The 23,603-nt window shown below is 66.8% G+C and carries 24 protein-coding genes and 2 pseudogenes; 9 read left to right on the top strand and 17 right to left on the bottom strand.

The features are described 5' to 3' along the window. From UUA_RS11665 to UUA_RS11645, 5 genes and pseudogenes are all read right to left on the bottom strand, one after another. A pseudogene (locus tag UUA_RS11665) lies at positions 1 to 355 on the bottom strand (glutamine--fructose-6-phosphate transaminase (isomerizing)); the annotation flags it as partial. A gap of 359 nt (positions 356 to 714) precedes the next feature. Further along, positions 715 to 2,085: a pyridoxal-phosphate dependent enzyme gene (locus UUA_RS11660; protein WP_008437050.1), complete on the bottom strand. Its 1,371-nt coding sequence runs from the start codon at positions 2,083 to 2,085 to the stop codon at positions 715 to 717. A gap of 158 nt (positions 2,086 to 2,243) precedes the next feature. Beyond that, entirely contained in the window at positions 2,244 to 2,471 is a 228-nt protein-coding gene (locus UUA_RS11655; RefSeq protein ID WP_008437049.1) for an HP1242/YdcH family protein, read from the bottom strand. Positions 2,472 to 2,822: 351 nt separating this feature from the next. Beyond that, the gene (locus UUA_RS11650) at positions 2,823 to 3,458 is read right to left on the bottom strand and encodes a hypothetical protein (RefSeq protein WP_008437048.1); all 636 of its coding nucleotides are present in this window, start codon (positions 3,456 to 3,458) and stop codon (positions 2,823 to 2,825) included. Beyond that, complete coding sequence (locus UUA_RS11645) at positions 3,455 to 4,015, bottom strand: DUF4398 domain-containing protein (RefSeq protein WP_008437047.1); 561 nt, start codon at positions 4,013 to 4,015, stop codon at positions 3,455 to 3,457. Before UUA_RS11645 ends, UUA_RS11650 begins: the two co-directional genes overlap by 4 nt. 86 nt (positions 4,016 to 4,101) lie before the next feature. Between UUA_RS11645 and UUA_RS11640 the strand changes: the two genes are divergently transcribed. Then, positions 4,102 to 5,208, top strand: a complete 1,107-nt coding sequence (locus tag UUA_RS11640; RefSeq protein ID WP_008437046.1) for a PilT/PilU family type 4a pilus ATPase — start codon at positions 4,102 to 4,104, stop codon at positions 5,206 to 5,208. 94 nt (positions 5,209 to 5,302) lie between these two features. On the opposite strand, the gene maiA is transcribed toward UUA_RS11640, so the two are convergent. Beyond that, positions 5,303 to 5,965, bottom strand: a complete 663-nt coding sequence (gene maiA, locus UUA_RS11635) for a maleylacetoacetate isomerase (RefSeq protein ID WP_008437045.1) — start codon at positions 5,963 to 5,965, stop codon at positions 5,303 to 5,305. Positions 5,966 to 6,135: 170 nt separating this feature from the next. Between maiA and UUA_RS11630 the strand changes: the two genes are divergently transcribed. Together UUA_RS11630 and UUA_RS11625 are read left to right on the top strand one after the other, a co-directional pair. Further along, the gene (locus tag UUA_RS11630; RefSeq protein WP_008437044.1) at positions 6,136 to 7,320 is read left to right on the top strand and encodes a phosphoglycerate kinase; all 1,185 of its coding nucleotides are present in this window, start codon (positions 6,136 to 6,138) and stop codon (positions 7,318 to 7,320) included. Further along, complete coding sequence (locus UUA_RS11625; protein ID WP_008437042.1) at positions 7,320 to 7,961, top strand: HAD hydrolase-like protein; 642 nt, start codon at positions 7,320 to 7,322, stop codon at positions 7,959 to 7,961. Before UUA_RS11630 ends, UUA_RS11625 begins: the two co-directional genes overlap by 1 nt. A 194-nt stretch (positions 7,962 to 8,155) precedes the next feature. Here the strand turns inward: UUA_RS11625 and tkt are convergent, their stop codons facing one another. Beyond that, complete coding sequence (gene tkt / locus UUA_RS11620; protein WP_008437040.1) at positions 8,156 to 10,165, bottom strand: transketolase; 2,010 nt, start codon at positions 10,163 to 10,165, stop codon at positions 8,156 to 8,158. A gap of 223 nt (positions 10,166 to 10,388) precedes the next feature. Between tkt and UUA_RS11615 the strand changes: the two genes are divergently transcribed. Both UUA_RS11615 and UUA_RS11610 read left to right on the top strand, forming a co-directional pair. After that, positions 10,389 to 11,015, top strand: a complete 627-nt coding sequence (locus UUA_RS11615; RefSeq protein WP_008437038.1) for an outer membrane beta-barrel protein — start codon at positions 10,389 to 10,391, stop codon at positions 11,013 to 11,015. 168 nt (positions 11,016 to 11,183) lie between these two features. After that, positions 11,184 to 11,783 carry a porin family protein gene (locus tag UUA_RS11610; RefSeq protein WP_008437036.1) on the top strand — a complete coding sequence of 200 codons (600 nt, stop codon included), beginning with the start codon at positions 11,184 to 11,186 and terminating at the stop codon, positions 11,781 to 11,783. 189 nt (positions 11,784 to 11,972) lie between these two features. Here the strand turns inward: UUA_RS11610 and UUA_RS11605 are convergent, their stop codons facing one another. From UUA_RS11605 to UUA_RS11590, 4 genes are all read right to left on the bottom strand, one after another. Continuing rightward, the gene (locus UUA_RS11605; RefSeq protein WP_008437034.1) at positions 11,973 to 12,977 is read right to left on the bottom strand and encodes a class I fructose-bisphosphate aldolase; all 1,005 of its coding nucleotides are present in this window, start codon (positions 12,975 to 12,977) and stop codon (positions 11,973 to 11,975) included. A 136-nt stretch (positions 12,978 to 13,113) separates the two neighbouring features. After that, complete coding sequence (locus UUA_RS11600) at positions 13,114 to 13,554, bottom strand: energy transducer TonB (RefSeq protein ID WP_008437033.1); 441 nt, start codon at positions 13,552 to 13,554, stop codon at positions 13,114 to 13,116. A gap of 95 nt (positions 13,555 to 13,649) precedes the next feature. Further along, the gene (pyk, locus tag UUA_RS11595; RefSeq protein ID WP_008437032.1) at positions 13,650 to 15,122 is read right to left on the bottom strand and encodes a pyruvate kinase; all 1,473 of its coding nucleotides are present in this window, start codon (positions 15,120 to 15,122) and stop codon (positions 13,650 to 13,652) included. Between the two features lie 74 nt (positions 15,123 to 15,196). Then, the gene (locus UUA_RS11590) at positions 15,197 to 16,018 is read right to left on the bottom strand and encodes a S1/P1 nuclease (RefSeq protein ID WP_039953873.1); all 822 of its coding nucleotides are present in this window, start codon (positions 16,016 to 16,018) and stop codon (positions 15,197 to 15,199) included. Positions 16,019 to 16,181: 163 nt separating this feature from the next. Here UUA_RS11590 and gap point away from each other — a divergent pair, with 163 nt between their 5' ends. Both gap and UUA_RS11580 read left to right on the top strand, forming a co-directional pair. Continuing rightward, positions 16,182 to 17,183, top strand: coding sequence for a type I glyceraldehyde-3-phosphate dehydrogenase (gene gap, locus UUA_RS11585; protein ID WP_008437030.1), 1,002 nt, complete (start codon positions 16,182 to 16,184; stop codon positions 17,181 to 17,183). Between the two features lie 171 nt (positions 17,184 to 17,354). Further along, a pseudogene (locus UUA_RS11580) lies at positions 17,355 to 18,378 on the top strand (IS630 family transposase). An 84-nt stretch (positions 18,379 to 18,462) separates the two neighbouring features. Here the strand turns inward: UUA_RS11580 and fdxA are convergent. Then, positions 18,463 to 18,786, bottom strand: coding sequence for a ferredoxin FdxA (gene fdxA, locus UUA_RS11575; protein WP_008437028.1), 324 nt, complete (start codon positions 18,784 to 18,786; stop codon positions 18,463 to 18,465). A gap of 143 nt (positions 18,787 to 18,929) precedes the next feature. Here fdxA and azu point away from each other — a divergent pair, with 143 nt between their 5' ends. Further along, positions 18,930 to 19,376 (top strand): azurin, encoded by a 447-nt coding sequence (azu, locus tag UUA_RS11570; protein ID WP_008437026.1) that lies wholly within the window; start codon positions 18,930 to 18,932, stop codon positions 19,374 to 19,376. Between the two features lie 100 nt (positions 19,377 to 19,476). Further along, a complete protein-coding gene (locus UUA_RS11565; RefSeq protein ID WP_008437024.1) occupies positions 19,477 to 19,887 on the top strand; it encodes a group III truncated hemoglobin in 411 nt (136 codons plus the stop codon). An 8-nt stretch (positions 19,888 to 19,895) separates the two neighbouring features. Here UUA_RS11565 and tpx read toward each other — a convergent pair whose 3' ends face one another. The 5 genes from tpx to nirK all read right to left on the bottom strand — a co-directional run. After that, positions 19,896 to 20,396: a thiol peroxidase gene (gene tpx, locus UUA_RS11560; protein ID WP_008437022.1), complete on the bottom strand. Its 501-nt coding sequence runs from the start codon at positions 20,394 to 20,396 to the stop codon at positions 19,896 to 19,898. Between the two features lie 26 nt (positions 20,397 to 20,422). Next, positions 20,423 to 20,860, bottom strand: coding sequence for a CopD family copper resistance protein (locus tag UUA_RS11555; protein WP_008437020.1), 438 nt, complete (start codon positions 20,858 to 20,860; stop codon positions 20,423 to 20,425). A gap of 87 nt (positions 20,861 to 20,947) precedes the next feature. Further along, positions 20,948 to 21,520 carry an SCO family protein gene (locus UUA_RS11550; protein ID WP_008437018.1) on the bottom strand — a complete coding sequence of 191 codons (573 nt, stop codon included), beginning with the start codon at positions 21,518 to 21,520 and terminating at the stop codon, positions 20,948 to 20,950. 10 nt (positions 21,521 to 21,530) lie between these two features. Next, entirely contained in the window at positions 21,531 to 22,295 is a 765-nt protein-coding gene (locus tag UUA_RS11545) for an SUMF1/EgtB/PvdO family nonheme iron enzyme (protein ID WP_008437016.1), read from the bottom strand. Between the two features lies 1 nt (position 22,296). After that, positions 22,297 to 23,603 (bottom strand): copper-containing nitrite reductase (nirK, locus tag UUA_RS11540; protein ID WP_008437015.1); only part of this gene is annotated, 1,307 nt, incomplete at its 5' end.

Raw genomic sequence — 23,603 nt, 5'->3', positions numbered from 1 at the left:
TGAACACGTGGCCGGCGGCCTGCAGCTCGGCGCGCAGGCTGGCGTAGTTCTCGATGATGCCGTTGTGCACGATCGACACCCGCCCGGCGATGTGCGGATGCGCGTTGGCCTCGTTCGGCACGCCGTGGGTGGCCCAGCGCGTGTGCGCGATGCCGGTGCCGCCGCGCAGCGGGTCGGCCAGGTACAGCGCCTCCATCTCGCGCACCTTGCCCTTGGCGCGCACGCGGTGGATCTCGCCGCCGTCGAGCACGGCCACGCCGGAGGAGTCGTAGCCGCGATACTCCAGCGCCTTCAGGCCGGCGATCAGCAGCGGGGCGACGTCTCGCTGGGCTACGGCTGCAACAATTCCGCACATCGGGCAGTTTCCTTGGATTGGCGCGGGCCGCTGGCCCGTCGCGAGGGCACGATCATGCGGGAGCGACCTGACTGCCGCCTTTCATGCCTCGCGGGAAGGTTCAGAGCTTGTGAAGAAAACCACTTTCTGTGGTTTTCTTCAGTCGCGAGTCCGGTACACGCCCGGACTCGCTCACATGAAACAGTCACTGGCGTGACTGTTTCATGTCCGGCCATCGGCCAACTGTTCCTGCGTTGCCTCAACTCGGGCATCGGGCAACTGCTCCTGCCTTGCCTCAACTCGGGCATCCATGCCCTCGCCATGCCCTCGCCGTGCCCTCGCCGTGGCCGGCCTGAGAGGTTGAAAAAACTCACAACCTCTCAGTTGACCTTGCGGCGCAGCCAGTTCAGCAGGTCGATGCGGGTGATCAGGCCAAGGAAGTCATCGCCGTCCACCACGATCGCCACATGGCCGCGCTCGAACACCGGCAGCAGCGACTCGACCGGCGAGCGCACGTCGAGCTTGTGCAGGCTGGTGATCATCGCGGTCGACACCGGGTCGCGGAAGCGCGTCTCGTCGGCATGCACGTGCATCAGCACGTCGGACTCGTCGACGATGCCCACCAGCTTGCGCCCGTCCATCACCGGCAGCTGCGACACGTCGTACAGCTTCATGCGGTTGTAGGCGGTGATCAGCAGCTCGTTCGGGCCGACCACCACGGTGTCGCGCTGGGCGAACGGGCGCAGCAGCAGGTCGCGCAGGTCGCCGTGCTGCTCGCGCTCGATGAAGCCGTTGTCGAGCATCCAGTAGTCGTTGTACAGCTTGGATAGGTACTTGTTGCCGGTGTCGCAGACCAGGGTCACCACGCGCTTCGGGCTGGTCTGCTCGCGGCAGTAGCGCAGCGCGGCGGCCACCAGGGTGCCGGTGGACGAGCCACCCAGCACGCCTTCCTTCGCCAGCAGTTCGCGCGCGGTGAGGAAGCTTTCCTTGTCGGGAATCGCATAGGCCTTCTTCACCCGGGTGAAGTCGCTGATGCTGGGCAGGAAATCTTCGCCGATGCCTTCGACCATCCAGCTGGCGGACTTGGTCGAGAGCGTGCCCTCGTTGATGTACTGCGCGAGGATCGAGCCGACCGGATCGGCCAGGATGAGTTCCGTCTGCGGCGAGTGCTCGGCGAAGAACTTCGACAGGCCGCTGAGCGTGCCGGACGAACCGCAACCGACCACCACCGCATCGACCCGGCCGTCCATCTGCTCGAGGATCTCCGGCCCGGTGGTGGCGATGTGCGCGGCCGGGTTGTCGGGGTTGCCGAACTGGTTGATGAAATAGGCACCGGGCGTTTCGCGGGCGATCCGCTCGGCCATGTCCTGGTAGTACTCGGGATGGCCCTTGGCCACGTCGGAGCGGGTCAGCACCACCTCCGCGCCCATCGCCTTGAGGTTGAAGATCTTCTCCCGGCTCATCTTGTCCGGCACTACCAGGATCAGCCGGTAGCCCTTCTGCTGCGCGACCAGGGCCAGGCCCAGGCCGGTGTTGCCGGCGGTGCCCTCGACCAGGATGTCGCCGGGGCGGATGCGGCCATCCTTCTCGGCGCCCTCGATCATCGACAGGCCGATGCGGTCCTTGATCGAGCCGCCGGGGTTGGCGCTCTCCAGCTTGAGGAACAACTCGCACGGCCCGGTGTCCAGGCGCTGGGCGCGCACCATCGGGGTATGTCCGATCAGTTCGAGGACACTCTGGTGGACCGTCATGGGGACTCCGTCGCTGGAGCAGCCGCGGAAGACGCCGCCGCTGCGGGATCGCCATGATAACCGCTCGCCGTGGGCACAGGCCGCAAACGCGGCGGCCCCGGTACCTTTCCCGTCATGCAGGAAAAGCCCGGGGCCGCGTTGGCGTGTGAAGCAGCGGGTCAGTGGATAAGGTGCGACCGATCCGCCCACATGCGCTCGAGTCGCGCCTTGGCCAGCAGTTTCTCCTTCTTCATGCTGGCGAGGGTGACATCGTCGATGGGCAATACGCCGATGTCGGCGTCGTGCACCTTGCTGTCGAGTTCGCGGTGATGCTGGTACAGGCGCCGGAATTCGGCGTCGGCCTTCATCAATGCCTCGACATCGTCGCGCTGCTGGTTTTCAAACATGATCCGACCTCCTCGCGAGTTGGCATGCGGATGCGACAGGAAGCATCCGCAGACGTTGAACGCACGCACGCACCCCGCCGCCCACGCCGGATGACCGGGACGCAGGGGGAGCTTGGAAACGGGGGATAAGCGCATGGTTCGGGTCAGTAGCCCACAAGGCCTGGATGCCTCGTGGGACTCTGACCCTACTCCGCCACTCTGGGGGCCGCAAGGGCCTGCGACAGCATGTAGCGAAACCGCGGAATACAGGTGAAAAAGCTGTCAAAACAGCATTTTACAATTGCCCGGCCGAAGCCCAAGCGGGCTCCGGCCAAGCCGCGGCAGGGCGCGTAGGCGCCTTGCTGGGAGGCCTCAGGGATGCTGTTTCGAGGTGCTCGTCTCGGCTGGCTTGTCGGCGTCTTCCATCTGCGAGCGCATCGCCTTGGCGGCCTGGGCCGCCAGTTCGGCCTGGCGCTTGGCGGCCTTGGCCACCTTGCTCTGCGCCGCCGCCAGTTTCTTGGCCCGTTCGGCCTCGGCCCGCGCCTGATCGGCTGCCTGCGAATACTCCTGCCCCTGCGCCTGCAAGCGGGCGGCCTCTTCCTGCGCCAGCTGGTACTGCAGGCGCTGGCGTTCCAGCTCGCGCCGGGCCATCTCGGCGTCACGCCGGCTGTTGTCGAGCAGGATCTGGTCGTGTTCGCGGTCAAGCTGGGTCAGTTTGACCTGCGCATCCTGCAGCTGGGCGGCGGTCTTGGCCAGATCGACCCGGCGTTCAGCCAGGTACAGCACATGCGGCCGCTCGCGCGAACTGGCCTGGGCCAGCCGGTTGATCGCGTCGTGGGCGCGCGCCTGTTCTGCCTGCGCGTAGTTGCCCATGCCAGGGTCGTTGGCGAGCTGGTTGAGGCTGTTGGTCAGGCGGCTGATGTCGATGTCGTCCTGGCGGGCGTGTGCCGGGCCGAGTACGGCCAGCGCCAGCGCAAGCGTGGCCAGGGTGGCGGTGGAATGCTTCATGGCTGCCCCCCCTGGGAGTTCGCGGCGGGTTGCTGCTGCGCGTCGGGCACGGTCTGGAAACCGTCGGCCGGCGGCGCGGACAACACCGACGAGGAGGGTGCCGGCATTTCCCCGGTCGGCGCTGGGTTGGTCGGCGGCGCCGGTTGCCCGGCCTGCGGGGTCCCCGCTGCATCCTGTTCACCCTCCTGACGCAGACGGGTGTTCTCGCGCAGCTTGCTCTGGATCTGCGCCCTTGCCGCGCCCAGCCGGGCCTTGGCCTGGGCCAGTTCGGCATCGGCCCGCGACTCCTCGGCCAGGTTCGCCGCGTCGGCGTACTTGCGCTCGGCCATGGCGGCCTGCGCCAGCTGGAACTTGTCCTGCGCAAAGCCCAGGTCGACCGGCGCGTAATCCGCCGCGCCCGCGTCGCGGGCCATCTGCAACTGGTTCTGGGCCTGGTTCATCGAGTCATTCGGCGGCGGCGCCGAGGCGCAACCGGCGAGCGCCAAGCCCAGCAACAAGACCGCCAGGACGATGCCGGCGCGGCGCGGGGATCCGGCCAGCGGGGAAAAGATGTACATCACATTCCTCATGGTGTGTCGCAGCGTATTGTGGGCGGGCATAATCCATCATTGCAACGCGCATTTCGCCAACCCAGGGGTCATTTGTGGATATCGGCTACTTCCTCAAGCTTATGGTAGACAAGGGCGCATCGGACATGTTCCTGTCCACCGGCGCCCCGGTGAATATCAAGGTCGAGGGCAAGCTGTACCCGCTGGGCAACACCGGGCTCCCCGGCGGCATGGTCAAGAAGATCGCCTATTCGCTGATGGACGAGGGCCAGGTGCCGCAGTTCGAGCGCGACCTGGAGCTGAACATGGCGCTGGCGGTGAAGGAAGCCGGCCGCTTCCGCATCAACGTGTTCAAGCAACGCGGCGAAGTGGGCATGGTGATCCGCGCGATCAAGAGCGAGATCCCCAGCATCGAGCAACTGCAGCTGCCCAGCATCTTCCGCGACCTGATCATGGAGCCGCGCGGGCTGATCCTGGTGGTCGGCGCCACCGGCTCGGGCAAGTCGACCACGCTGGCGGCGATGCTCGACCAGCGCAACTCCAATTCGCCCGGCCACATCCTCACCATCGAGGACCCGATCGAGTACCTGCACCGGCACAAGAAGTCGATCGTCAACCAGCGCGAGGTGGGCCTGGACACGCACAGCTACCACGAGGCGCTGAAGAACGCGATGCGCGAGGCGCCGGACGTGATCATGATCGGCGAGATCCGCGACACCGACACGATGGAGGCGGCGATCGCCTTCTCCGAGACCGGCCACCTGTGCCTGGCCACGCTGCACTCGAACAACGCCGACCAGACGCTGGAGCGCATCCTCAACTTCTTCCCCGAGTCGGCGCACAAGAACGTGCTGATGAACCTGGCGCTGAACCTGCGCGCGGTGATCAGCCAGCGCCTGGTGATCGGCAAGGACGGCCGCCGCATCCCGGCCGCCGAGGTGCTGCTGAACACCCCGCTGATCCGCGACATGATCCGCCGCGGCCAGATCCACGAGATCAAGGAAGCCATGGACCGCAGCCTGCAGGAAGGCATGCAGACCTTCGACCAGTCGCTGTACAAGCTGTACAAGGAAGGCCGTGTGGAGCTGGAAGAGGCGCTCAACAAGTCCGATTCGCGCGACGGCCTGGCGCTGAAGATCCGCCTCGCCGAAGGCGGCAACAGCGACGAAGTGATGGCCGATCCTTACGGAATGGGGTTCTGAGGGGCTGGGAATAGGGAATCGGGAATAGGAACAGCGAAAGCAGGAGCCGCATTCCGCTCCTGGTTTTTCCCGATTCCCTATTCCCCTTCCCGGCTCAGGGCGCGTCCGGCTGGGCTTCTGGCGCGGCGCGGCGGAACGCCCCCAGCTCGTTGCATGACTGGTAGATGCGCACGATGGTCGGGAAGTCGTCCAGCGGCAGCTTCCAGCGCAGCGCGTTGTAGACCTGCGGCACCAGGCAGGCGTCGGCCATGCTCGGCGCCTCGCCGTGGCAATAGCGGCCGGTAGCCACGTTGTCGCCCAGCATCGTCTCGATCGCCCGGAACCCCACGCCGATCCAGTGCCGCGACCACGCCGCGCGCTGCTCCTCGCTGGCGCCGAATTCCGCCTGCAGCTGCTGCAGCACCCGCAGGTTGCCCAGCGGGTGGATGTCGCAGGCCACCATCTGCGCCAGCGCCCGCACCCGGGCCCGCCCGCGCGCATCGACCGGCAGCAGGGCCGTTTCCAGCTCCGGATGCATCTCGTCGAGGTATTCCATGATCGCCAGCGACTGGGTGATCGCGCGGTCGCCGTCGAGCAGGCAGGGCACCATTTCCTGCGGGTTGAGCGCGCGGTAGTCCGCCGCGTGCTGCTCGCCGCCGTCGCGCACCAGATGCACCGGGCGCGTCTCGTAGTCGAGCCCCTTCAGGTTCAGCGCGATGCGCACCCGATACGCGGCACTGGAACGCCAGTAGCCGTACAGCACCAGACCGCTAGCCATGAGCCACCCCCTGCCGGATAACCGCAGTTTGCCACAGTGTGGGCCGGGCACATGGCGCGCCGCAACGCGCACCACCGGCCGCGGCGTTTGCATCGGCACCCGACGGACCGGACAATAAGCGGTTACCGCCCATGCCGGGCCGTCCCTTGTCCATTATCCGGAGTGCCGCCGTGTCCGTCATCCGCATGAGTGACCTCGATCTGCGCGACCAGCGCGTGCTGATCCGCGAAGACCTTAACGTGCCGATCGACGACCACGGCCGGATCACCTCCACCCAGCGCCTCGACGCCGCGCTGCCCACGATCCGGGCCGCCCGCGACGCCGGCGCGAAGGTGATGGTGATGTCGCACCTGGGCCGGCCGAAGGAAGGCCAGTTCGACGCCGAATCCTCGCTGGCGCCGGTGGCGCTGTGGCTGAGCAGCAAGCTGGACCAGCCGGTGCGGCTGGTGGCCGACTACCTGGTCAACGGCGTCGAGGTGGCCGCCGGTGAGGTGGTGCTGCTGGAGAACTGCCGCATGAACGTTGGCGAGGGCAAGGACGACGAGGCGCTGGCGAAGAAGTATGCCGCGCTGTGCGACATCTTCGTGATGGACGCGTTCGGCACCGCGCACCGCGCGCAGGCCTCCACTCACGGCGTGATCAGGTTCGCCCCGGTCGCTGCCGCCGGCCCGCTGCTGTGCGCGGAGCTTGACGCGCTGGGCAAGGCGCTGGAACACCCGGCGCACCCGCTGCTGGCCATCGTGGCCGGCTCCAAGGTCTCGACCAAGCTGACCCTGCTCGACAACCTGATCGGCAAGGTGGACCAGCTGATCGTGGGCGGCGGCATCGCCAATACCTTCATCGCCGCGCTGGGCTATTCGGTGGGCAATTCGCTGGTGGAACCCGACCTGATCGACGCCGCGAAGAAGGTGCTCGCCGACGCCAAACGCCGCGGCGCCGAAGTGCCGATGCCGGTCGACGTGGTGGTGGCGCCGGCGTTCTCCGCGCAGGCGCCGGCCACGATCAAGCCGGTCGACCAGGTGGGCACGGACGAGATGATCCTCGACATCGGCCCGCGGACTGCCGAGGCCTACGCCGCGCTGGTCGCCAAGGCCGGCACGGTGGTGTGGAACGGCCCGGTCGGCGTGTTCGAATTCGACGCGTTCGGCAAGGGCACCGAGACGCTCGCGCGCGCGATCGCCGCCTCCAACGCGTTCTCCATCGCCGGCGGCGGCGATACCCTGGCCGCGGTCGACAAGTACGGCATCGCCGACCAGGTTTCCTACATCTCCACCGGCGGCGGCGCATTCCTGGAATTCCTCGAAGGCAAGGAACTGCCCGCGGTGGCGGCGCTGAAGGCGCGAGCCGCGAAGTAATGCTCTGCCTGTTCGATCTCGACGGCACCCTGATCGATTCCGAACACGGCATCACCGCGTGCGTGAAGCATGCGCTGGCGCGACTGCAGGTGCCGGTGCCGGCGCACGAGGAACTGCGCCGCTGGATCGGGCCGCCGTTGCGGCACAGCTTCGCGCCGCTGCTGGGCCACGACGCCGATCGCATCGAGGCGGCGGTGGCGTACTACCACGAGCGCTTCGACACGCACGGCTGGCGCGAGCACGAGATCTATCCGGGCATCGAGGCGCTGATCGGGCGGCTGCGCGACGCCGGCCACCGGCTCGCCGTGGTCACCAGCAAGCCGCACCACCACGCCGCACCGATCATCGAACACCTGCCGTTCGGCGCGGCGTTCGGGCGCCTGTACGGCCCGCATCCGGGCAGCGCGCACAGCCAGAAGGCCGCGATGATCGCCGAGGCGCTGGCGGACTTCGGCGCCGAGCCGGCCGACACGGTAATGATCGGCGACCGCCACTTCGACATCGACGGCGCCGTGGCCAACCGCGTGCGCGGCGTCGGCGTGCTGTGGGGTTTCGGCGATCGCGAGGAACTGGAGCAGGCCGGTGCCAGCGCGATCGCGGCGACACCGGACGAACTGGCAAAACTGCTGAGCGCGTCGTAGGGCGGGCACGGCCCGCCGCTTTCCCTTCCACGAAGCAAGAGCCGGCTGCCCTGCCTTATGCAGGAGCGCACCTTGTGCGCTCCTGCATAAGGTTCTTATTCGACGACGCGCTTCACCGCTGTCCGCCGGCTTCGGTTTCGGGCGACAGGTGAGGCAGAGCGGCGGGCGGTGCCCGCCCTACAATGCCTTGGCGTTCAGCGCAGGGTGCGCTTCACCGCGTCGATCACATGCGCCACGGTGAAGCCGAAGTGCTCGAACAGCTGCGGCGCGGGCGCGGAGGCGCCGAACGTGGTCATGCCGACCACCTCGCCGTCCAGGCCCACGTACTTGCACCAGAAATCGGCGCTGGCCGCCTCCACCGCCACGCGGGCGCGGCACCAGGAAGGCAGCACGCCTTCGCGGTATTCCAGCGGCTGCGCGTCGAACACTTCGGTGCACGGCATCGACACCACGCGCACCGCCACGCCCTGCTGCGCCAAGGCGCGGGAAGCCTCCATCGCCAGCTCCACTTCCGAGCCGGTGGCGATCAGGATGGCCTGGAACTTCGTGTCCAGCGGATCGGACAGCACGTAGCCGCCGCGCATGATGTCGGCCACCTGCTGCGCGCTGCGCTGCTGGTGCTTCAGGTTCTGGCGCGAAAACACCAGGCAGGCCGGGTGGCCCTTGCGCTCGATCGCTGCCTTCCACGAAGCGGCCGACTCCACCGCGTCGCACGGGCGCCACAGCTGATTGTTCGGGATATAGCGCAGGCTGGCCATATGCTCGACCGGCTGGTGGGTCGGGCCGTCCTCGCCCAGACCGATCGAGTCGTGGGTGTAGACGTGGATCGCGTGCGCCGGGATCAGCGCGCTCATGCGCACCGCGTTGCGCGCATAGTCGGAGAACACCAAGAACGTCGCGTCGTACGGGATGAAGCCGCCGTGCAGGGCCAGACCGTTGGCGATCGCGGTCATGCCGAACTCGCGCACGCCGTAGTAGACATAGTTGCCCTTGCCGCCGGCGCTGTCGCCGTTGCCGGCGTCGAGGCTGCCCTTCCACTTGGTGAGGTTGGAGCCGGCCAGATCCGCCGAGCCGCCGATCAGCTCCGGCAGCAGTGGCGCGAACGCCTCGATGCTCATCTGGGAGGCCTTGCGCGAAGCCACTTCGGGGCCGTCGGCCTGCAGCTTGTCGATGAATGCCTGCGACTTCGCCGCCCAGTCCGCCGGCAGCTCGCCGCGCATGCGGCGCTTGAATTCGGCGGCCAGTTCCGGATGCACAGCGGCGTACTTGTCGAACGCCTCGTTCCAGGCCTGTTCGGCGGCGGCACCCTTGGCCTTGTGATCCCAGCCGGCGTAGATCTCGGCCGGGATCTCGAACGGCGCATGGTTCCAACCGAGCTGCGCGCGCGCGGCGGCGATCTCGTCCTTGCCCAGCGCCGCGCCGTGGCTCTCTTCCTTGCCCTGCTTGTTCGGCGCGCCGAAGCCGATGATGGTCTTGGCGCAGATCAGGGTGGGCTTGGCGTGCTGCGCGGTGGCCTTGGCGATCGCCTGCTTGATCGCCTCCGCATCGTGCCCGTCCACGCCGCGGATCACGTTCCAGCCGTACGCCTCGAAGCGCGTCGGGGTATCGTCGGTGAACCAGCCGTGCACTTCACCGTCGATCGAGATGCCGTTGTCGTCGTAGATCGCCACCAGCTTGCCCAGGCCCCAGGTGCCGGCCAGCGAGGCGACCTCGTGCGAGATGCCTTCCATCAGGCAGCCGTCGCCGAGGAAGACGTAGGTGTGATGGTCGACCACGTCGTGACCGGGGCGGTTGAAGTGCGCTGCCAGCACCTTTTCGGCCAGCGCGAAGCCGACCGCGTTGGCCAGGCCCTGCCCGAGCGGGCCGGTGGTGGTTTCCACTCCCGGCGTTTCGCTGGCTTCGGGGTGGCCGGCGGTCTTCGAATGCAGCTGGCGGAAGCGCTTCAGCTGATCCATCGGCAGGTCGAAACCGGTCAGGTGCAGCAACGCGTACTGCAGCATCGAGCCATGACCGTTGGAGAGCACGAAGCGGTCGCGGTTGGGCCACTTCGGGTTGGCCGGGTTGAACTTCAGGAAGTCGTTCCACAGCACTTCGGCGAGATCGGCCATGCCCATCGGCATGCCCGGATGACCGGACTTGGCCGCCTCCACGGCGTCCATGGCAAGGGCGCGCACGGCATTGGCTAGTTCGCGGCGGGTGGTCATCGAGCGGTCTCCGGAGGGTGCAAAAGCGCCATTGTCGCCGATCCGGCCGCCAGCTGTCGCCCGCGGCCACGGAATTAATCGCCGCTTAATCCCCCACCATACGGTTCGGCGAGCTTCAGCCGCGGCCCACTATCACTACGCCCCGCAGCGCCATCCCCAGGTGCTGCCCGACTGCGCGCCTTGTTCACGGCGCCGGCCCGGTCCAAAAAAGAGGAGTGTCCCCATGAAAAAAACTCTGATTGCCCTTGCCCTCGCCTCTGCTCCGCTGGGCGCCCTGCCTGCCTTTGCCCAGGACACCGCGCCGGCCACCGGCGGCAACTTCCAGCCGTCGCAGCCAATCGGCAGCGGCAACTGGTTCATCAACGGAAGCGTCGGCCAGGCCCATATGCGCGTGGGCCCGTACGACGACCACCCGACCACCTACGCGCTCAATGGCGGCTACCGCTGGAAGGTGGGCCAGGATCTGGGGCTCGGCGTGGAGGCCGGCTACAACGACCTGGGCAACTTCAAGCTGAAGAACGTGTTCAACAGCAACGACGTCAACCTGACCTCGCAGCGCCAGGCCCTGCGCGGCTGGACCGCGGGCGTCAACGGCAAGATCAACGTGTGGCAGGGCCTGTATGTCAGCGGCCGCACCGGCGTGTACGGCTGGCGGGGCCACGGCTACGCCAACCAGGACATCAACCGGCACAAGCTGGACAAGGTCGACTGGTACGCCGGCGTGGGTACCGGTTACGACTTCAGCGAGCACTTCGGCCTGGGCCTGTCGTACGACTACTACCGCGCGAACAAGGACCAGATCAAGTTGAGCTCCGATACGGCGTCGCTGACCGCGGAATACCGCTTCTGAGCCCGGCACTGAATTAACTCAGGCTTAATACTGAACTAATCAGTATTGAATCTTCCTGAGCACGACCCATCTAAGGAGTCAGGCGCGCCGGCCAGACGGACGGCGCGCCGCCAGCAGCGGCCACTCCCCCTCAGGGCCGACTGCCACGACAACAATTGGAGAAGCTCCATGAAAACGAACAAGACCCTGCTTGCCCTCGCCTTTGCCTCCGCCGGCCTGCTGGCCATTCCCGCCGCGTTCGCGCAAAGCGCGTCCACCGACAAGGGTGGCTGGTTCATCAACGGCAACGTCGGCCAGGCCTCGCTGAACCATGGCCAGTACGACGACAGCACCACCGGCTACGGCATCAACGGCGGCTACCGCTGGGCGCTGAACCCGTCGGTCGCGCTGGGCGCCGAGGTGGGCTACAACGACCTGGGCAACATCCACCCGAAGAATATCTTCAACAGCCAGCCGGTCGTCGACCGCGGCAAGTCGCAGCTGCACGGCTGGACCGCCGGCGTGAACGGCCACTTCAACGTCACCCCGAACTGGTACGTCAGCGCGCGTACCGGCATCTACGGCTGGAAGGGCCACGGCCTCAGCAACGACGCCAATCCGGTCCGCAAGGGTCTGGATGACACCAGCTGGTACGCCGGTGCCGGCGTGGGCTACGACTTCAGCAACAACGTCAGCGTCGGCGTGAACTACGACTATTACGACGCGAAGAAGGACCGCGTGAACCTTAGCACCGACATGGTCTCGGTCAGCGCGGAATACCGCTTCTGAGTCTCGACGTTTCATGCATCAAAAAGGGCGCCGCAAGGCGCCCTTTCTTATTGTAGGAGCCCGCTCGCGGGCGATGCTCTTGGCTTTTGCGAATCCCTGCTCGAAAAGCATCGCCCGCCAGCGGGCTCCTTGTACGACACCGCGTCACGTGGGGTTGAGGCGCCGTCAGCGACGGCGCTACCGGGATGATCAGCCGTTCCACTGCCCCAGCGCGGCCAGGCCGTTGTCGCGGGCGCGGGCGTGCACGGTCTTCTGCGCCTCGGCGTAGTTCGCCTTCATGTCCTTCGACCACAGCTTCAGCGCCGCCTGCTGCATGGCGCGGCCGTAGGAGAACGACAGCGGCCACGGGTGCGGTCCGATCTGGTTCATCGCGTTGAGGTGCGCGGTGGACTGCTGGTCGCTCTGGCCGCCGGAGAGGAACACGATGCCCGGCAGCGAGGCCGGCACGGTGGACTTCAGCACGCGCACGGTGGCCTCGGCGACTTCCTCGACGTCGGCCTGCTCGTCGCAGTCCTTGCCCGGAATGACCATGCTGACCTTCAGGATGGTGCCTTCCAGCATCACGTTCTGCTCGTACAGCGCGTTGAACAGGCTGCGCAGCACCGCTTCATGCACCTCGTAGCTGACCTCGATGCTGTGGTCACCGTCCATGATCACCTCCGGCTCGACCATCGGCACCAGGCCGGCTTCCTGGCACAGTGCGGCGTAGCGGGCCAGCACGTGGCAATTCGCCTCGATCGCGGTGGAGCTGGGGTTCTCTTCGGAAATGTTGATCACCGCGCGCCACTTGCAGAACTGGGCGCCCAGCTTGGCGTATTCCTCCAGGCGCGGACGCAAGCCATCCAGGCCCTCGGTGACCACGTCGCCGGGGAAGCCGGCCAGCGGCACCGGGCCCTTGTCGACCTTGATGCCAGGAATGATGCCGTTCTTCTTCATCACCTCGGTGAACGGCACGCCGTCCTTGGTCTTCTGGCGGATCGTCTCGTCGTACAGGATCGCGCCGGAGATGTGCTCGTTCAGGCCCGGCGTGGTCAGCAGCAGCTCGCGGTAGGCGCGGCGGTTTTCCTCGGTGTTCTCGATGCCGACCGCCTCGAAGCGCTTCTTGATGGTGTTGGTCGACTCGTCGATGGCGATGATGCCCTTGCCGGGCGCGACCATCGCCAGGGCGATGCTTTCGAGATCTTCAATACTCATGACGACTCCGTGGTGCACGGGCATGCCCGCCCGCACAAGGTGGAAGCCGCCTCGGGGCCGAAGCGGCACGGTTCAAAACAGCGATTATAGGCCAGATCGGCGTCCGCCAGCGCCAGCGCGCCGGCGGACGGCCCGCTCAGGGGGCGTAGCCGGGCAGCTTGCACTGGTCGGTCAGCTGCTGGCGCTGGGCCGGGTCCTTCGGCGCGTTGAACGGCACCACGTAATAGGTGGCGACCGGCTCGCCGATGCGGTTGGTCAGCGACGGACCGTAGCGGAAATTGGAGACTGCGCTGCGCGCCGCCGGACCGAGGTCGCTCTTGGGCACCAGCTTGACCACCTGCACGTTCATCGGCACGCCATCCGAACCGATCGTGTAGGTCACCGCCGCGCAGGTGGGCTGGTCCAGGTTGAGCCCGCTGTTGGGCACATCCATCTTCACCTGCGTGTTGAGCAGGATCCAGTAGCGATACAGATCCTGCGGGTCGATCCGGCGCATCTGCGCCAGCGCCGGCGCGGCGAAGCCCAGCGCCAACGCCAGCAGCAGGCCCTGGCGAAACAGGCGGGACATGGATGTCATGGCGTTCTCCTGGCCGGGGTGACGGCATGAAGTGTAGCGGCATTGCGACCCGCCATCAGCCGGTGGCGGGCCGCCGGACAGCGGCGCGCCAGCCGTCACAGGTCGCGCAGGCTCTCGACCGTGCCGTCTGGGCCGACCCACAGCAGTTTCAGCGTGTTGGTGCCGCCGACGTGGCCGACGCGGTCGCCGTAGGTGATCACCACGCTATCGCCCTCGGCCAGCTTGCCCTGCCCGAACAGCAGCCGCACCGCGGCCCGGGTGGAGGCGGCCATGCTCTGCTTCTCGTCGTGATCGAACGCCACCGGCTGCACGTCGCGCAGCACCTGCATGCGCCGGCGCGCGGCGGCGGACGGCGACATGCCGTAGATCGGCACCGCACTGCGGTAGCGTGACAGCCACTGCGCGGTGGCGCCGGACTCGGTCAGCGCCACGATCGCCCGCACGCCGAGCTGGCCGGCCAGCACCATCGCGGCCAGCGCGATCGCCTGGTCGGTGCGCTTCATGTGGTGGCTGGCGCTGGCCAGATCCTCCTTCGGCTCGAACTGCCGCTCGGCGCCGAGGCAGATGCGCGCCATCGCCGCCACCGCCCTGTCCGGGTGCGCGCCGGCCGCGGTTTCCTCCGACAACATCACCGCGTCGGTGCCGTCGATCACCGCGTTGGCCACGTCCAGCACCTCGGCACGGGTGGGGATCGGCGAGCGCACCATCGACTGCAGCATCTGTGTGGCGGTGATCACCGCGCGGTTGCGCTGCACCGATTCGCGGATGATCTTCTTCTGCAGGCCAGGCAGTTCGGCGTCGCCGATCTCCACGCCCAGGTCGCCGCGCGCCACCATCACCACGTCGGAGGCGTCGATGATCTCGCCCAGCACCGGGATCGCGTCGGCGCGTTCGATCTTCGCCACCAGCGCCGCGCTGCCGCCGGCCTCGTGCAGCAGGCGGCGGGCCTGGTGCATGTCTTCGGCCGAACGCACGAACGACACCGCGAGGAAATCGGCGCCGATCTCGGCGGCCAACCTGATGTCGGCCTTGTCCTTGTCCGACAGCGCCGTCACCGACAGTCCGCCGCCCTGCCGGTTGAGCCCCTTGCGGTTGGACAGTTTGCCGCCGATCAGCACCTTGGAGCGCACCTCGGCGCCGACCACTTCCTGCACGGTCAGCGCGATCAGCCCGTCGTCCAGCAGCAGCACGTCGCCGGCACGCACGTCGTGCGGCAGGCCGTAGTAGCTGACACCGACGCGGGTCGCGTCGCCGGGCGGCGCGTCGGGGCGGCAATCCAGCACGAACGAGGCGCCTTCGTGCAGTTCCACCGGCCCGTTGGCGAAGGTCTCGATGCGGATCTTCGGCCCCTGCAGGTCGGCCAGGATGCCCACTTCGCGCCCGGCGGCCACCGATGCCGCACGCACCGCGTTGGCGCGGGCGCGGTGGTCGTCCGGCTGGCCGTGCGAGAGGTTCAGGCGGGCCACGTTGACGCCTTCGGCGATGATCTTCTCGAGCATGCCAGGCACGTCGGTGGCGGGGCCGAGGGTGGCGACGATCTTGGTACGGCGCAGGGGTTTCGGGTTCATGCGTCGAGGCTAGCAGATGCCGCGCGGTGCGCCATCATCCTGCATTCGTATGCATACGCCGCACCGACCCTCGCTCATCGCGGCGTCAATGCCAGGTTGAGCACGGCGGCCAGCCGGCGTCCGCTGATGCGCAGCTGGTTTTCGGCCACCGGCAGCTCGGCGTCGACATAGGCCTGGCCGATCCTGTGGCCATCCGGATAGAAGCCGGGTGCAGCGGTGGCACGGCAGGATTCCCGCGCCCACTGCGCGTAGGGATCGTCCAGCGGCGCGATCGGCGGCGGCAGCGGCGCCGGTCCCTCGGCGTCCAGCTTCGCCGCGTAGGCCAGCCAGTCCAGGCCGCGCGTCCCCAGCATGCCCGAGTCCCAGACCTTGTGCAGGTTGCTGCCCTTGCCTTCGAACTGCACCTGGTACCGGTTGCCGCCAAGGTCGTCGCGGTAGCCGGCATGCAGCGGCTGGTGGATGTCGCCGGTGAAATGCACCACGAACTTCAGGGCCTCAAGGCGTGCGGCATCACTCTGCGTTTTGTCACGCAGGATCGCCACATAGCGCGCCAGCCCTGCCACGATGCATGCGCCGTCGCGGCAGTCGCGCGGCGGCACATAGTCGCAGCCCGGGCCGCCACGGAAATTGACGTAGTGGAGCTTGCGCGTCTGCTGCCACAACGTGGCCTGCGCGGGATCGTTCTGGATCTGGTCGGGCCAGCTGGCGATGTCGGCCAATTGCGTGGTGTGCTCCGCCGCCAGCAGGCGTTCCAGCTCGGTCCCGGCCGCGGGGCCGAGGTGCCGCTGCGCCAGCTCGGCGACCACGCGGTGACCGAGCGGCCCCCAGGCGCGGGTTGCCGGCGCGACCACGAGCAGGATGGCCGCGAAGGCCAGCGAACAACGACGCAAAGACATGATGGCCACCGGCCCAAAAGGCCGCAGTCTGCCACAGCGACAATCCGGCGCGGGCCATCCGGTCGCATTCATTGTAAGATTTCGCGGTTGAAACCGGCGCCGCAACCCGCGGTTGCCCATCCGTCATCGTCACATCCAACCGTCTTCAGGAGGACGTTCCCTCATGACCATCAAGGTCGGCATCAACGGCTTTGGCCGCATCGGTCGCAACGTGCTGCGTGCAGCCGTGCAGAACTTCGGCAACGACATCGAGATCGTGGCGATCAACGACCTGCTGGAGCCGGACTACCTCGCCTACATGCTGAAGCACGACTCCGTGCACGGTCGTTTCGAGGGCGACGTGAAGGTCGATGGCGGGCACCTCGTCGTCAATGGCAAGCGCATCCGCCTCACCCAGGAACGCGACCCGGCCAACCTGAAGTGGAACGAGGTGCACGCCGACGTGGTGATCGAGTCCACCGGCCTGTTCCTGACCAAGGAAGCGGCGCAGAAGCACCTGGATGCGGGCGCGAAGAAGGTGATCCTGTCGGCGCCGTCCAAGGACGACACGCCGATGTTCGTCTACGGCGTCAACGACAAGAAGTACGCCGGCGAGGCGATCATCTCCAACGCCAGCTGCACCACCAACTGCCTGGCGCCGGTGGCCAAGGTGCTGAACGACAAATGGGGCATCAAGCGCGGCCTGATGACCACCGTGCATGCGGCCACTGCCACGCAGAAGACCGTGGATGGCCCGAGCAACAAGGACTGGCGCGGCGGCCGCGGCATCCTGGAGAACATCATCCCTTCCTCCACCGGCGCGGCCAAGGCGGTGGGCAAGGTGATCCCCGAGCTCAACAAGAAGCTCACCGGCATGAGCTTCCGCGTGCCAACCTCGGACGTGTCGGTGGTCGACCTCACCGTGGAGCTGGAGCAGCCGGCGACCTATGAGCAGATCAAGGCCGAGATGAAGGCGCAGAGCGAAGGCCCGCTGAAGGGTATCCTCGGCTACACCGAGGACAAGGTGGTGGCCACCGATTTCCGCGGCGACGCGCGCACCTCGATCTTCGACGCCGATGCCGGCATCGCGCTGGACGACAGCTTCGTCAAGCTGGTCAGCTGGTACGACAACGAGTGGGGCTATTCGAACAAGTGCCTGGAGATGGTGCGGGTGGTAGCCAAATAAGCCACCGCGACCGCCACACGAAGAGGCCGGGCAATGCCCGGCCTCTTCGTGTGTGATGATCTTTATGTAGGAGCCCGCTCGCGGGCGATGCTCTTACTAAGAAGAACAAAAGTAAGCGAACGTTTCTACCTTGCCGCGGTCCGAGGATAGGATGTCGGCGAGGAGAGAGAGATGCGCGCTACTGATGGACGGAAGTTGTCCCACGAGACGCTGGAAGCGATGCGTCTTCGTGCCGTCGAGGCGGTGACCTCCGGAGAGTCGCCGGAAGCCGTGATCCGCGTTGGGGCTGTCGCGGCCACGCATCTATGAGTGGCTGGCCGCGTTCCGGGAAGGTGGCATCGAGGCGCTGTACGCCAAACCGCTCAGCGGCCGACCGCGCAAGCTGGACGAGCGTGCCATGCGCTGGCTCCATAAGACGGTGACGACCAAAAACCCGCAACAGCTGAAGTTCGAGTTTGCCCTGTGGACGCGGGCGATGGTACGGGACCTGATTGCGCAGCGGTTCAAGGTCCGCCTGTCCGAGGTATCGGTTGGCCGCCTATTGCGGGAGCTGGGCTTGTCGCCGCAACGACCGCTGGCGCGTGCGTATCAGCGCGACCCGCAGCGCGTCGAAGCATGGCTGCACGAGGAGTATCCCGCTATTCGCAAGGAGGCCAAGCGCACCAAGGCGCAGGTGTTCTTTGCCGACGAGGCCAGCGTGCGTTCGGATTACCACAGTGGCACGACATGGGCACCGATCGGGCAGACGCCCACGGTGGAGCGGACGGGAGCGCGCTTCACTCTGAACTTCATTTCGGCGGTCAGCCCGCGCGGCGAGTTGCGGTTTGCCTGCTGCCCGGGAACCCTGACGACGGCCAAGTTCATCGACTTCCTCAAGCGGCTCATGGTCCATCGTGACACCCCTGTCTTCCTCATCGTCGATGGTCATCCGGTGCACCGTTCGCGCGCCGTGAAACAGTTTGTCGCCAGCACGCAAGGACAGCTGCGTTTGTTCCAGTTGCCGCCGTACAGCCCGGACCTGAATCCGGACGAGCTGGTGTGGAATCACCTCAAACGGCACAAGCTCGGCCGATTGGCCTTGAGCGGGCCCGATCATCTCAAGCGTCACGCCATGGCTTTCCTGCGCTCTCTACAGAAAAGTCCCGCCCTGGTACGTGGCTTCTTTCAACATCCTACCGTCCGCTATGCCGCCTGATATGTTCGGATACTTTCTTTCGGCTTAGTAATCGGGGCTTCAAAGCAAGAGCATCGCCCGCGAGCGGGCTCCTACCGGTGAGCGTCAGCGCTTCAGCAGCGGCAGCTTGTTCGGCACGCCGTCCCACTTGTCGGCGTCTTCCATCGACGGGATCTTGCTAGTCAGCACCGGCCACTCCTTCGACAGCTCGGCGTTGATCGAGAGGAAGACTTCCTGACCGGCCGGCACGTCGAGCTCGGGGAAGATCGCGCCGACCGGACACTCTTCCACGCACAGCGTGCAGTCGATGCACTCGTCGGGGTCGATCACCAGGAAGTTCGGACCCGCGTGGAAGCAATCGACCGGGCACACCTCGACGCAGTCGGTGTGCTTGCAGTTGATGCAGTTTTCGGTAACGACATGCGTCATCGTGCCTCCTTCCGGCATTCGCCGGTGTCGGCTAGAGTGTCGAATGACGGCAGGCGCCGTGGCAATGATGCAGATCAGTGTCCCCCGCGCGCCACCATCGCAGAATCCACCCGAATCATTATTTCCTTCCCGGAGCGATACCCATGCGCAAACTGATCGCCATTGCCCTGCTCGGCCTGCTCTCCACCCCGCTGATGGCCGCCGAGTGCGCGACCACCGTCGAGGCCAACGACGCCATGCAGTTCAACACCAAGACCATCACCGTGCCGAAGACCTGCAAGACCTTCAAGGTGACCCTGAAGCACACCGGCAAGCTGCCGGTCACCGCGATGGGCCACAACTGGGTGCTCGCGCACAGCGCCGACGAATCCGGCGTGATCGCCGACGGCATGAAGGCCGGTGCCGCCAACAGCTACGAGAAGCCCGGCGACGCGCGCATCATCGCGCACACCAAGCTGATCGGTGGCGGCGAATCCGATACCACCACGATCAACGTGACCAAGCTGAAGGCCGGCGAACAGTACGCCTTCTTCTGCACCTTCCCCGGCCACGCCGCGCTGATGAAGGGCACCTTGAGCCTGGGCCAGTAAGCTTCACGGACCAGCGACGCATCCGGCCGTCATGGCCGGGTGCGTTTTTGTTGGTGCCTGCATCACACCTTGTTCCGCGCACGGATCCATCATGTCCCGCATGAACCCGCAGTCGCCACTGGATGAACCGGCGCTCGCCCGACTGGTCGACCGTTTCTACGAAAAAGTCAGGCGCGATGCCCAGATCGGCCCGATCTTCAACGCCGCCGTGCACGACTGGGACGAACACAAGCGCCTGCTGACCTCGTTCTGGGCCTCGGTGGCGCTGCGCGCCGGCAGCTACCGCGGCAACCCGATGGGCGCGCACCGGCCGCACCCGATCCACGCCGAGCATTTCGATCGCTGGCTCGCGCTGTGGCGAGAGACCACCGCCGAGGAACTGGACGAAGCCGGCGCCGTGCAGATGCAGGAATACGCCGAGCGTATCGGCCGCAGCTTGAAGTACGGGCTGGGCCTGCAGGCGCAGGCGCAACCGTTTGGCGTGCCGATCGTCGGCATCGGGCGACCGTAGGAGCGCTGTCAGCCCAGCGCTTTCAGCGCCGCGTCGTAGTTCGGCTCGTGGCCGATTTCGCTGACCAGCTCGGCGTGCAGCACCCTGTCGTGGCCGTCCAGCACCAACACCGCGCGCGCGGCCAGCCCGGCCAGCGGACCGCTGGCAATCGCCACGCCGTAATCGTTGAGGAACTGGCGCCCGCGCATCAGCGACAGGTTGATTACCCGGTCCAGCCCCTCGGCGCCGCAGAAGCGGGCCTGCGCGAACGGCAGGTCGGCCGAGATGCACAGCACCACGGTGTTGTCGAGCTTGGCAGCCAGTTCGTTGAAGCGGCGCACCGAGGCGGCACATACGCTGGTGTCGACGCTGGGGAAGATGTTCAGCACCTTGCGCTTGCCGGCATAGCTGGACAGCGCCACGTCGGACAGGTCGCCACCGACCAGGCTGAATGCCGGCGCGGTCGAACCCACCGCGGGAAACTGGCCGTCGACGCTGACCGGCTGGCCCTTGAACGTGACCTGGGACATCGTGCACCTCGTGTGTGGATGGATGGCTACAAGTAGAACATGGTCTTGGCCAGGAAGACGATGCCCACCATCAGGCTCAGCACCACGCGGTGGGTGTGCCGGAACCGGCACACGTCCATCTTGCCGCTGCGCATCGCCCACATCGCATTGATGAACACGCCGAGCACGCCGAACGCCAGCAGCGTCTTCAGCAGCAACCAGTTGCCGAAGCGGCTGCCCACGCAGGCCAGGCCGTCGCAGCGGATGTCGAACAGCACGAAGCCGCTGGCGAACAGCAGCACCACGAACACCGGCATGAAGCGCCGCACCCGTGCCATGATCGCCTGCTCGATGCGCTGCAGCGTGGCCGCGTCGAAATGCCTGTGCAGCGACTCGACCACCAACACCTCGAACGTCACCGCACCGACGAACACGATGGCGCATGCCAGGTGGACCAGCACGATCCACGGATACCACACCGCCATGCGTATTCTCCCGAAGCTCTCGCCCAAGTCTGCGCGCGACTGGCGGCGGCCGCGCTGACCTGGATCAGGCTGCGGGAGACAACCGCCTCAGCCGCGTGGCTGCGCGACCACCTTGCGGATCGCTTCCACGAACTCGGGATCGAGTTTGCCGATCCGAGCAGTACGCGCGGCGATGCGGCCATCGGCGTCGAGCAGGATCAGTTCGCTGGAGTGGTTGAACTCGCCGTCGGGCAGTTGCCGATACTGCAGGCCGAGCACGCCGGACAGCTGACGCACCTGCGCCGGCTCGGTCCGCGCCAGGGTCCAGATGCGCGGATCCAGCTTGCGCTTCTCCGCGTAGTCCTTCAGCGTGGCCACGCTGTCCCTGGCCGGGTCGAAGCTCACCGCGAGCAGGTCGATCTGCGCGCGGGTAGCCGGGTCCAGCGCATTGCGGGTCAGCCGCATGCTGTCGATGATCATCGGGCAGACCATCTTGCACGAGGTGTAGATCATGCTCATCAGCTGCGGCCGGCCGCGCCGCGCGGACAGCAGCTGCTGGTGGCCGTCCTGGTCGGTCAGCTGCACCTTGAGGTTGTAGATGGAGTCGCCGGGCAGCGGCGTGGCCGCCCGGGCGCTGCCGAGCAGCAGGAGCATCGCGAACAGGGGCAGCAGGCGTTTCATGACGCGTTCCTCATTCGGGCTTCGCGCAGCGGAAGCCCATGTTGTTGGTGGTGTCGGCGGCCTGCAGCGCGGAGAGCATGGCAATGCGCATCAGCACCGCATAGTTTTCCTTCTCCTGCAGGCTGACCGCGCCCGCACCGCAGAACTTCAGCACGTCGGGATCGTTCTGGTCACGGCTGTCGCTGGCCACCAGCAGCGCATTGAAGTCGTCCACCCACTCCCACACTGGCTGGGTGATGTCACGCACGCCGTAGACGTTCGGCGCGCCGCCGATATCCGGCAGCGGCGCGCTGGACGGGCGCGAATACCAGGACAACAGTTTCTCGCGCCAGGCCGGGTCGCTGCGCGCGTCGCGGCGGGTAGCGTCGGCCGCCGCCGCGTACTCCCACTCGTACCAGCTGGGCAGGCGCGCGCCTTCGCTCTCGCAGTACGCCTGGGCGGCGAACCAGCTGACCCGGGTCACCGGCTGCCTGGGCAACGCCCCGCTGCCCAGCGTCTCGGCGTCGGCCCAGTGGCTGAGGTAGCGCTGGTCGGCAAGGATGCTGGCGACGCGGTCGCGCCGCCATTCGGGATGGGACTTCACGAAGGCCAGGAATTCAGCATTGGTGACCGGCTCGGTGCGCAGGCGGAACGGCGCGATCTGCGCCGGCGCCGCTTTGCCGTCGGCCGGCAGCACGCTGGCGAAGCGGCCTCCCGGCAACGCGACGTAGTCCGCCGCCACTGCCGGCAGTGCCAGCATCAGGCCGAGCAGGGCCAGTGCCAGACGGTTGCGCATCTCAGTGCTCCGGAGCCGCCGCCGGGGTTGCCTCGGCGCGCGCCTTGGCGACCTCTTCCTTGCTGATCTGCCCGCCCGGGTTGCCCCAGCTGTTCAGCACGTAGGTCAGGATGTTGGCCACCTCGTCGTCGGTGAGCTGGCTCATCGGCGGCATCACCGAGTCGTACTCGTGACCGTTCACCGTGATCTTGCCGGTCAGGCCGTGCGTCACGATGGTCATCGCCCGCTTCGGGTCGGCGGCCAGGTAGTCCGATTTCGCCAGCGGCGGGAACACGTTGGCCAAGCCTTCGCCGTTCGCCTGGTGGCACACCGAGCAGGTGCCGGTGAACAGCTGCTTGCCCGCCGCGATCTGCTCGGCCTTGGTCAGCGTGCCGGCCGCATGCGCCTTCGCTGCCGTGGTCACCGCCTTCAGGTTCGGCTCGGAGCGGTCGCCCAGGTAGACCGAGTCGACTTCCTTGCCCGAATAGATCGACTTGTCCTCCGGGCCGTCCACCTTGAGGATGCCCAGCGCGCCCTTGTTGAACGCGCGGAAGATCGAGTGGTCGACCAGCACGTAGCTGCCCGGCACGTCGGTGTGGAACTCCACGATCGCCGCGCCGCCGGCCGGGATCAGCGTGGTCTGCACGTTGTGCTGCGCCACCGTGCCGCCCTCGGGCTGCACCTTGTCGAAGATCTCGCCGATCACGTGGAAGCTGGAGACCAGGTTCGGACCGCCGTTGCCCACGAACAGCCGTACCGTCTCGTTGGTCTTCGCACTCAGTGCGTTGTCGCCGGTCAGCGCGCCTTCCTTGCCGTTGAACAGCACATAGGTCGGGTGCTCGTCGATTGCCTTCTCCATGTCGAACGGCTGCAGGCCCTTCTGCCGGTACTTGCCGGTGGTGTAGAAGTCGCCCTGCATCACGTAGTACTCATGGTCGACCTTCGACAGCCCCTCCGGCGGCTCGACCAGGATCAGCCCGTACATGCCGTTGGCGATGTGCATGCCCACCGGCGCGGTGGCGCAGTGGTACACGTAGATGCCCTGGTTCAGCGCCTTGAAGGTGAACTGCGAGGCGTGCCCCGGCGCGGTGAAGCTGGACGCCGCGCCGCCGCCGGGACCGGTGACGCCGTGCAGGTCGATGTTGTGCGGCATCTTGCTGTCCGGCGCGTTCTTCAGGTGGAACTCCACCGTGTCGCCCTGGCGCACCCGGATGAAGCTGCCCGGCACGGTGCCGCCGAAGGTCCAGAACGTGTAGCTGACGCCTTCGGAGATCGGCATCTCCTTCTCGATCACTTCCAGCTCGACGATCACCTTCGCCGGGTAGTTGC

This window comes from Rhodanobacter thiooxydans LCS2 (genome assembly GCF_000264375.1).
Taxonomy (GTDB): domain Bacteria; phylum Pseudomonadota; class Gammaproteobacteria; order Xanthomonadales; family Rhodanobacteraceae; genus Rhodanobacter; species Rhodanobacter thiooxydans.
This window is presented reverse-complemented; position numbering and strand designations above follow the sequence as displayed.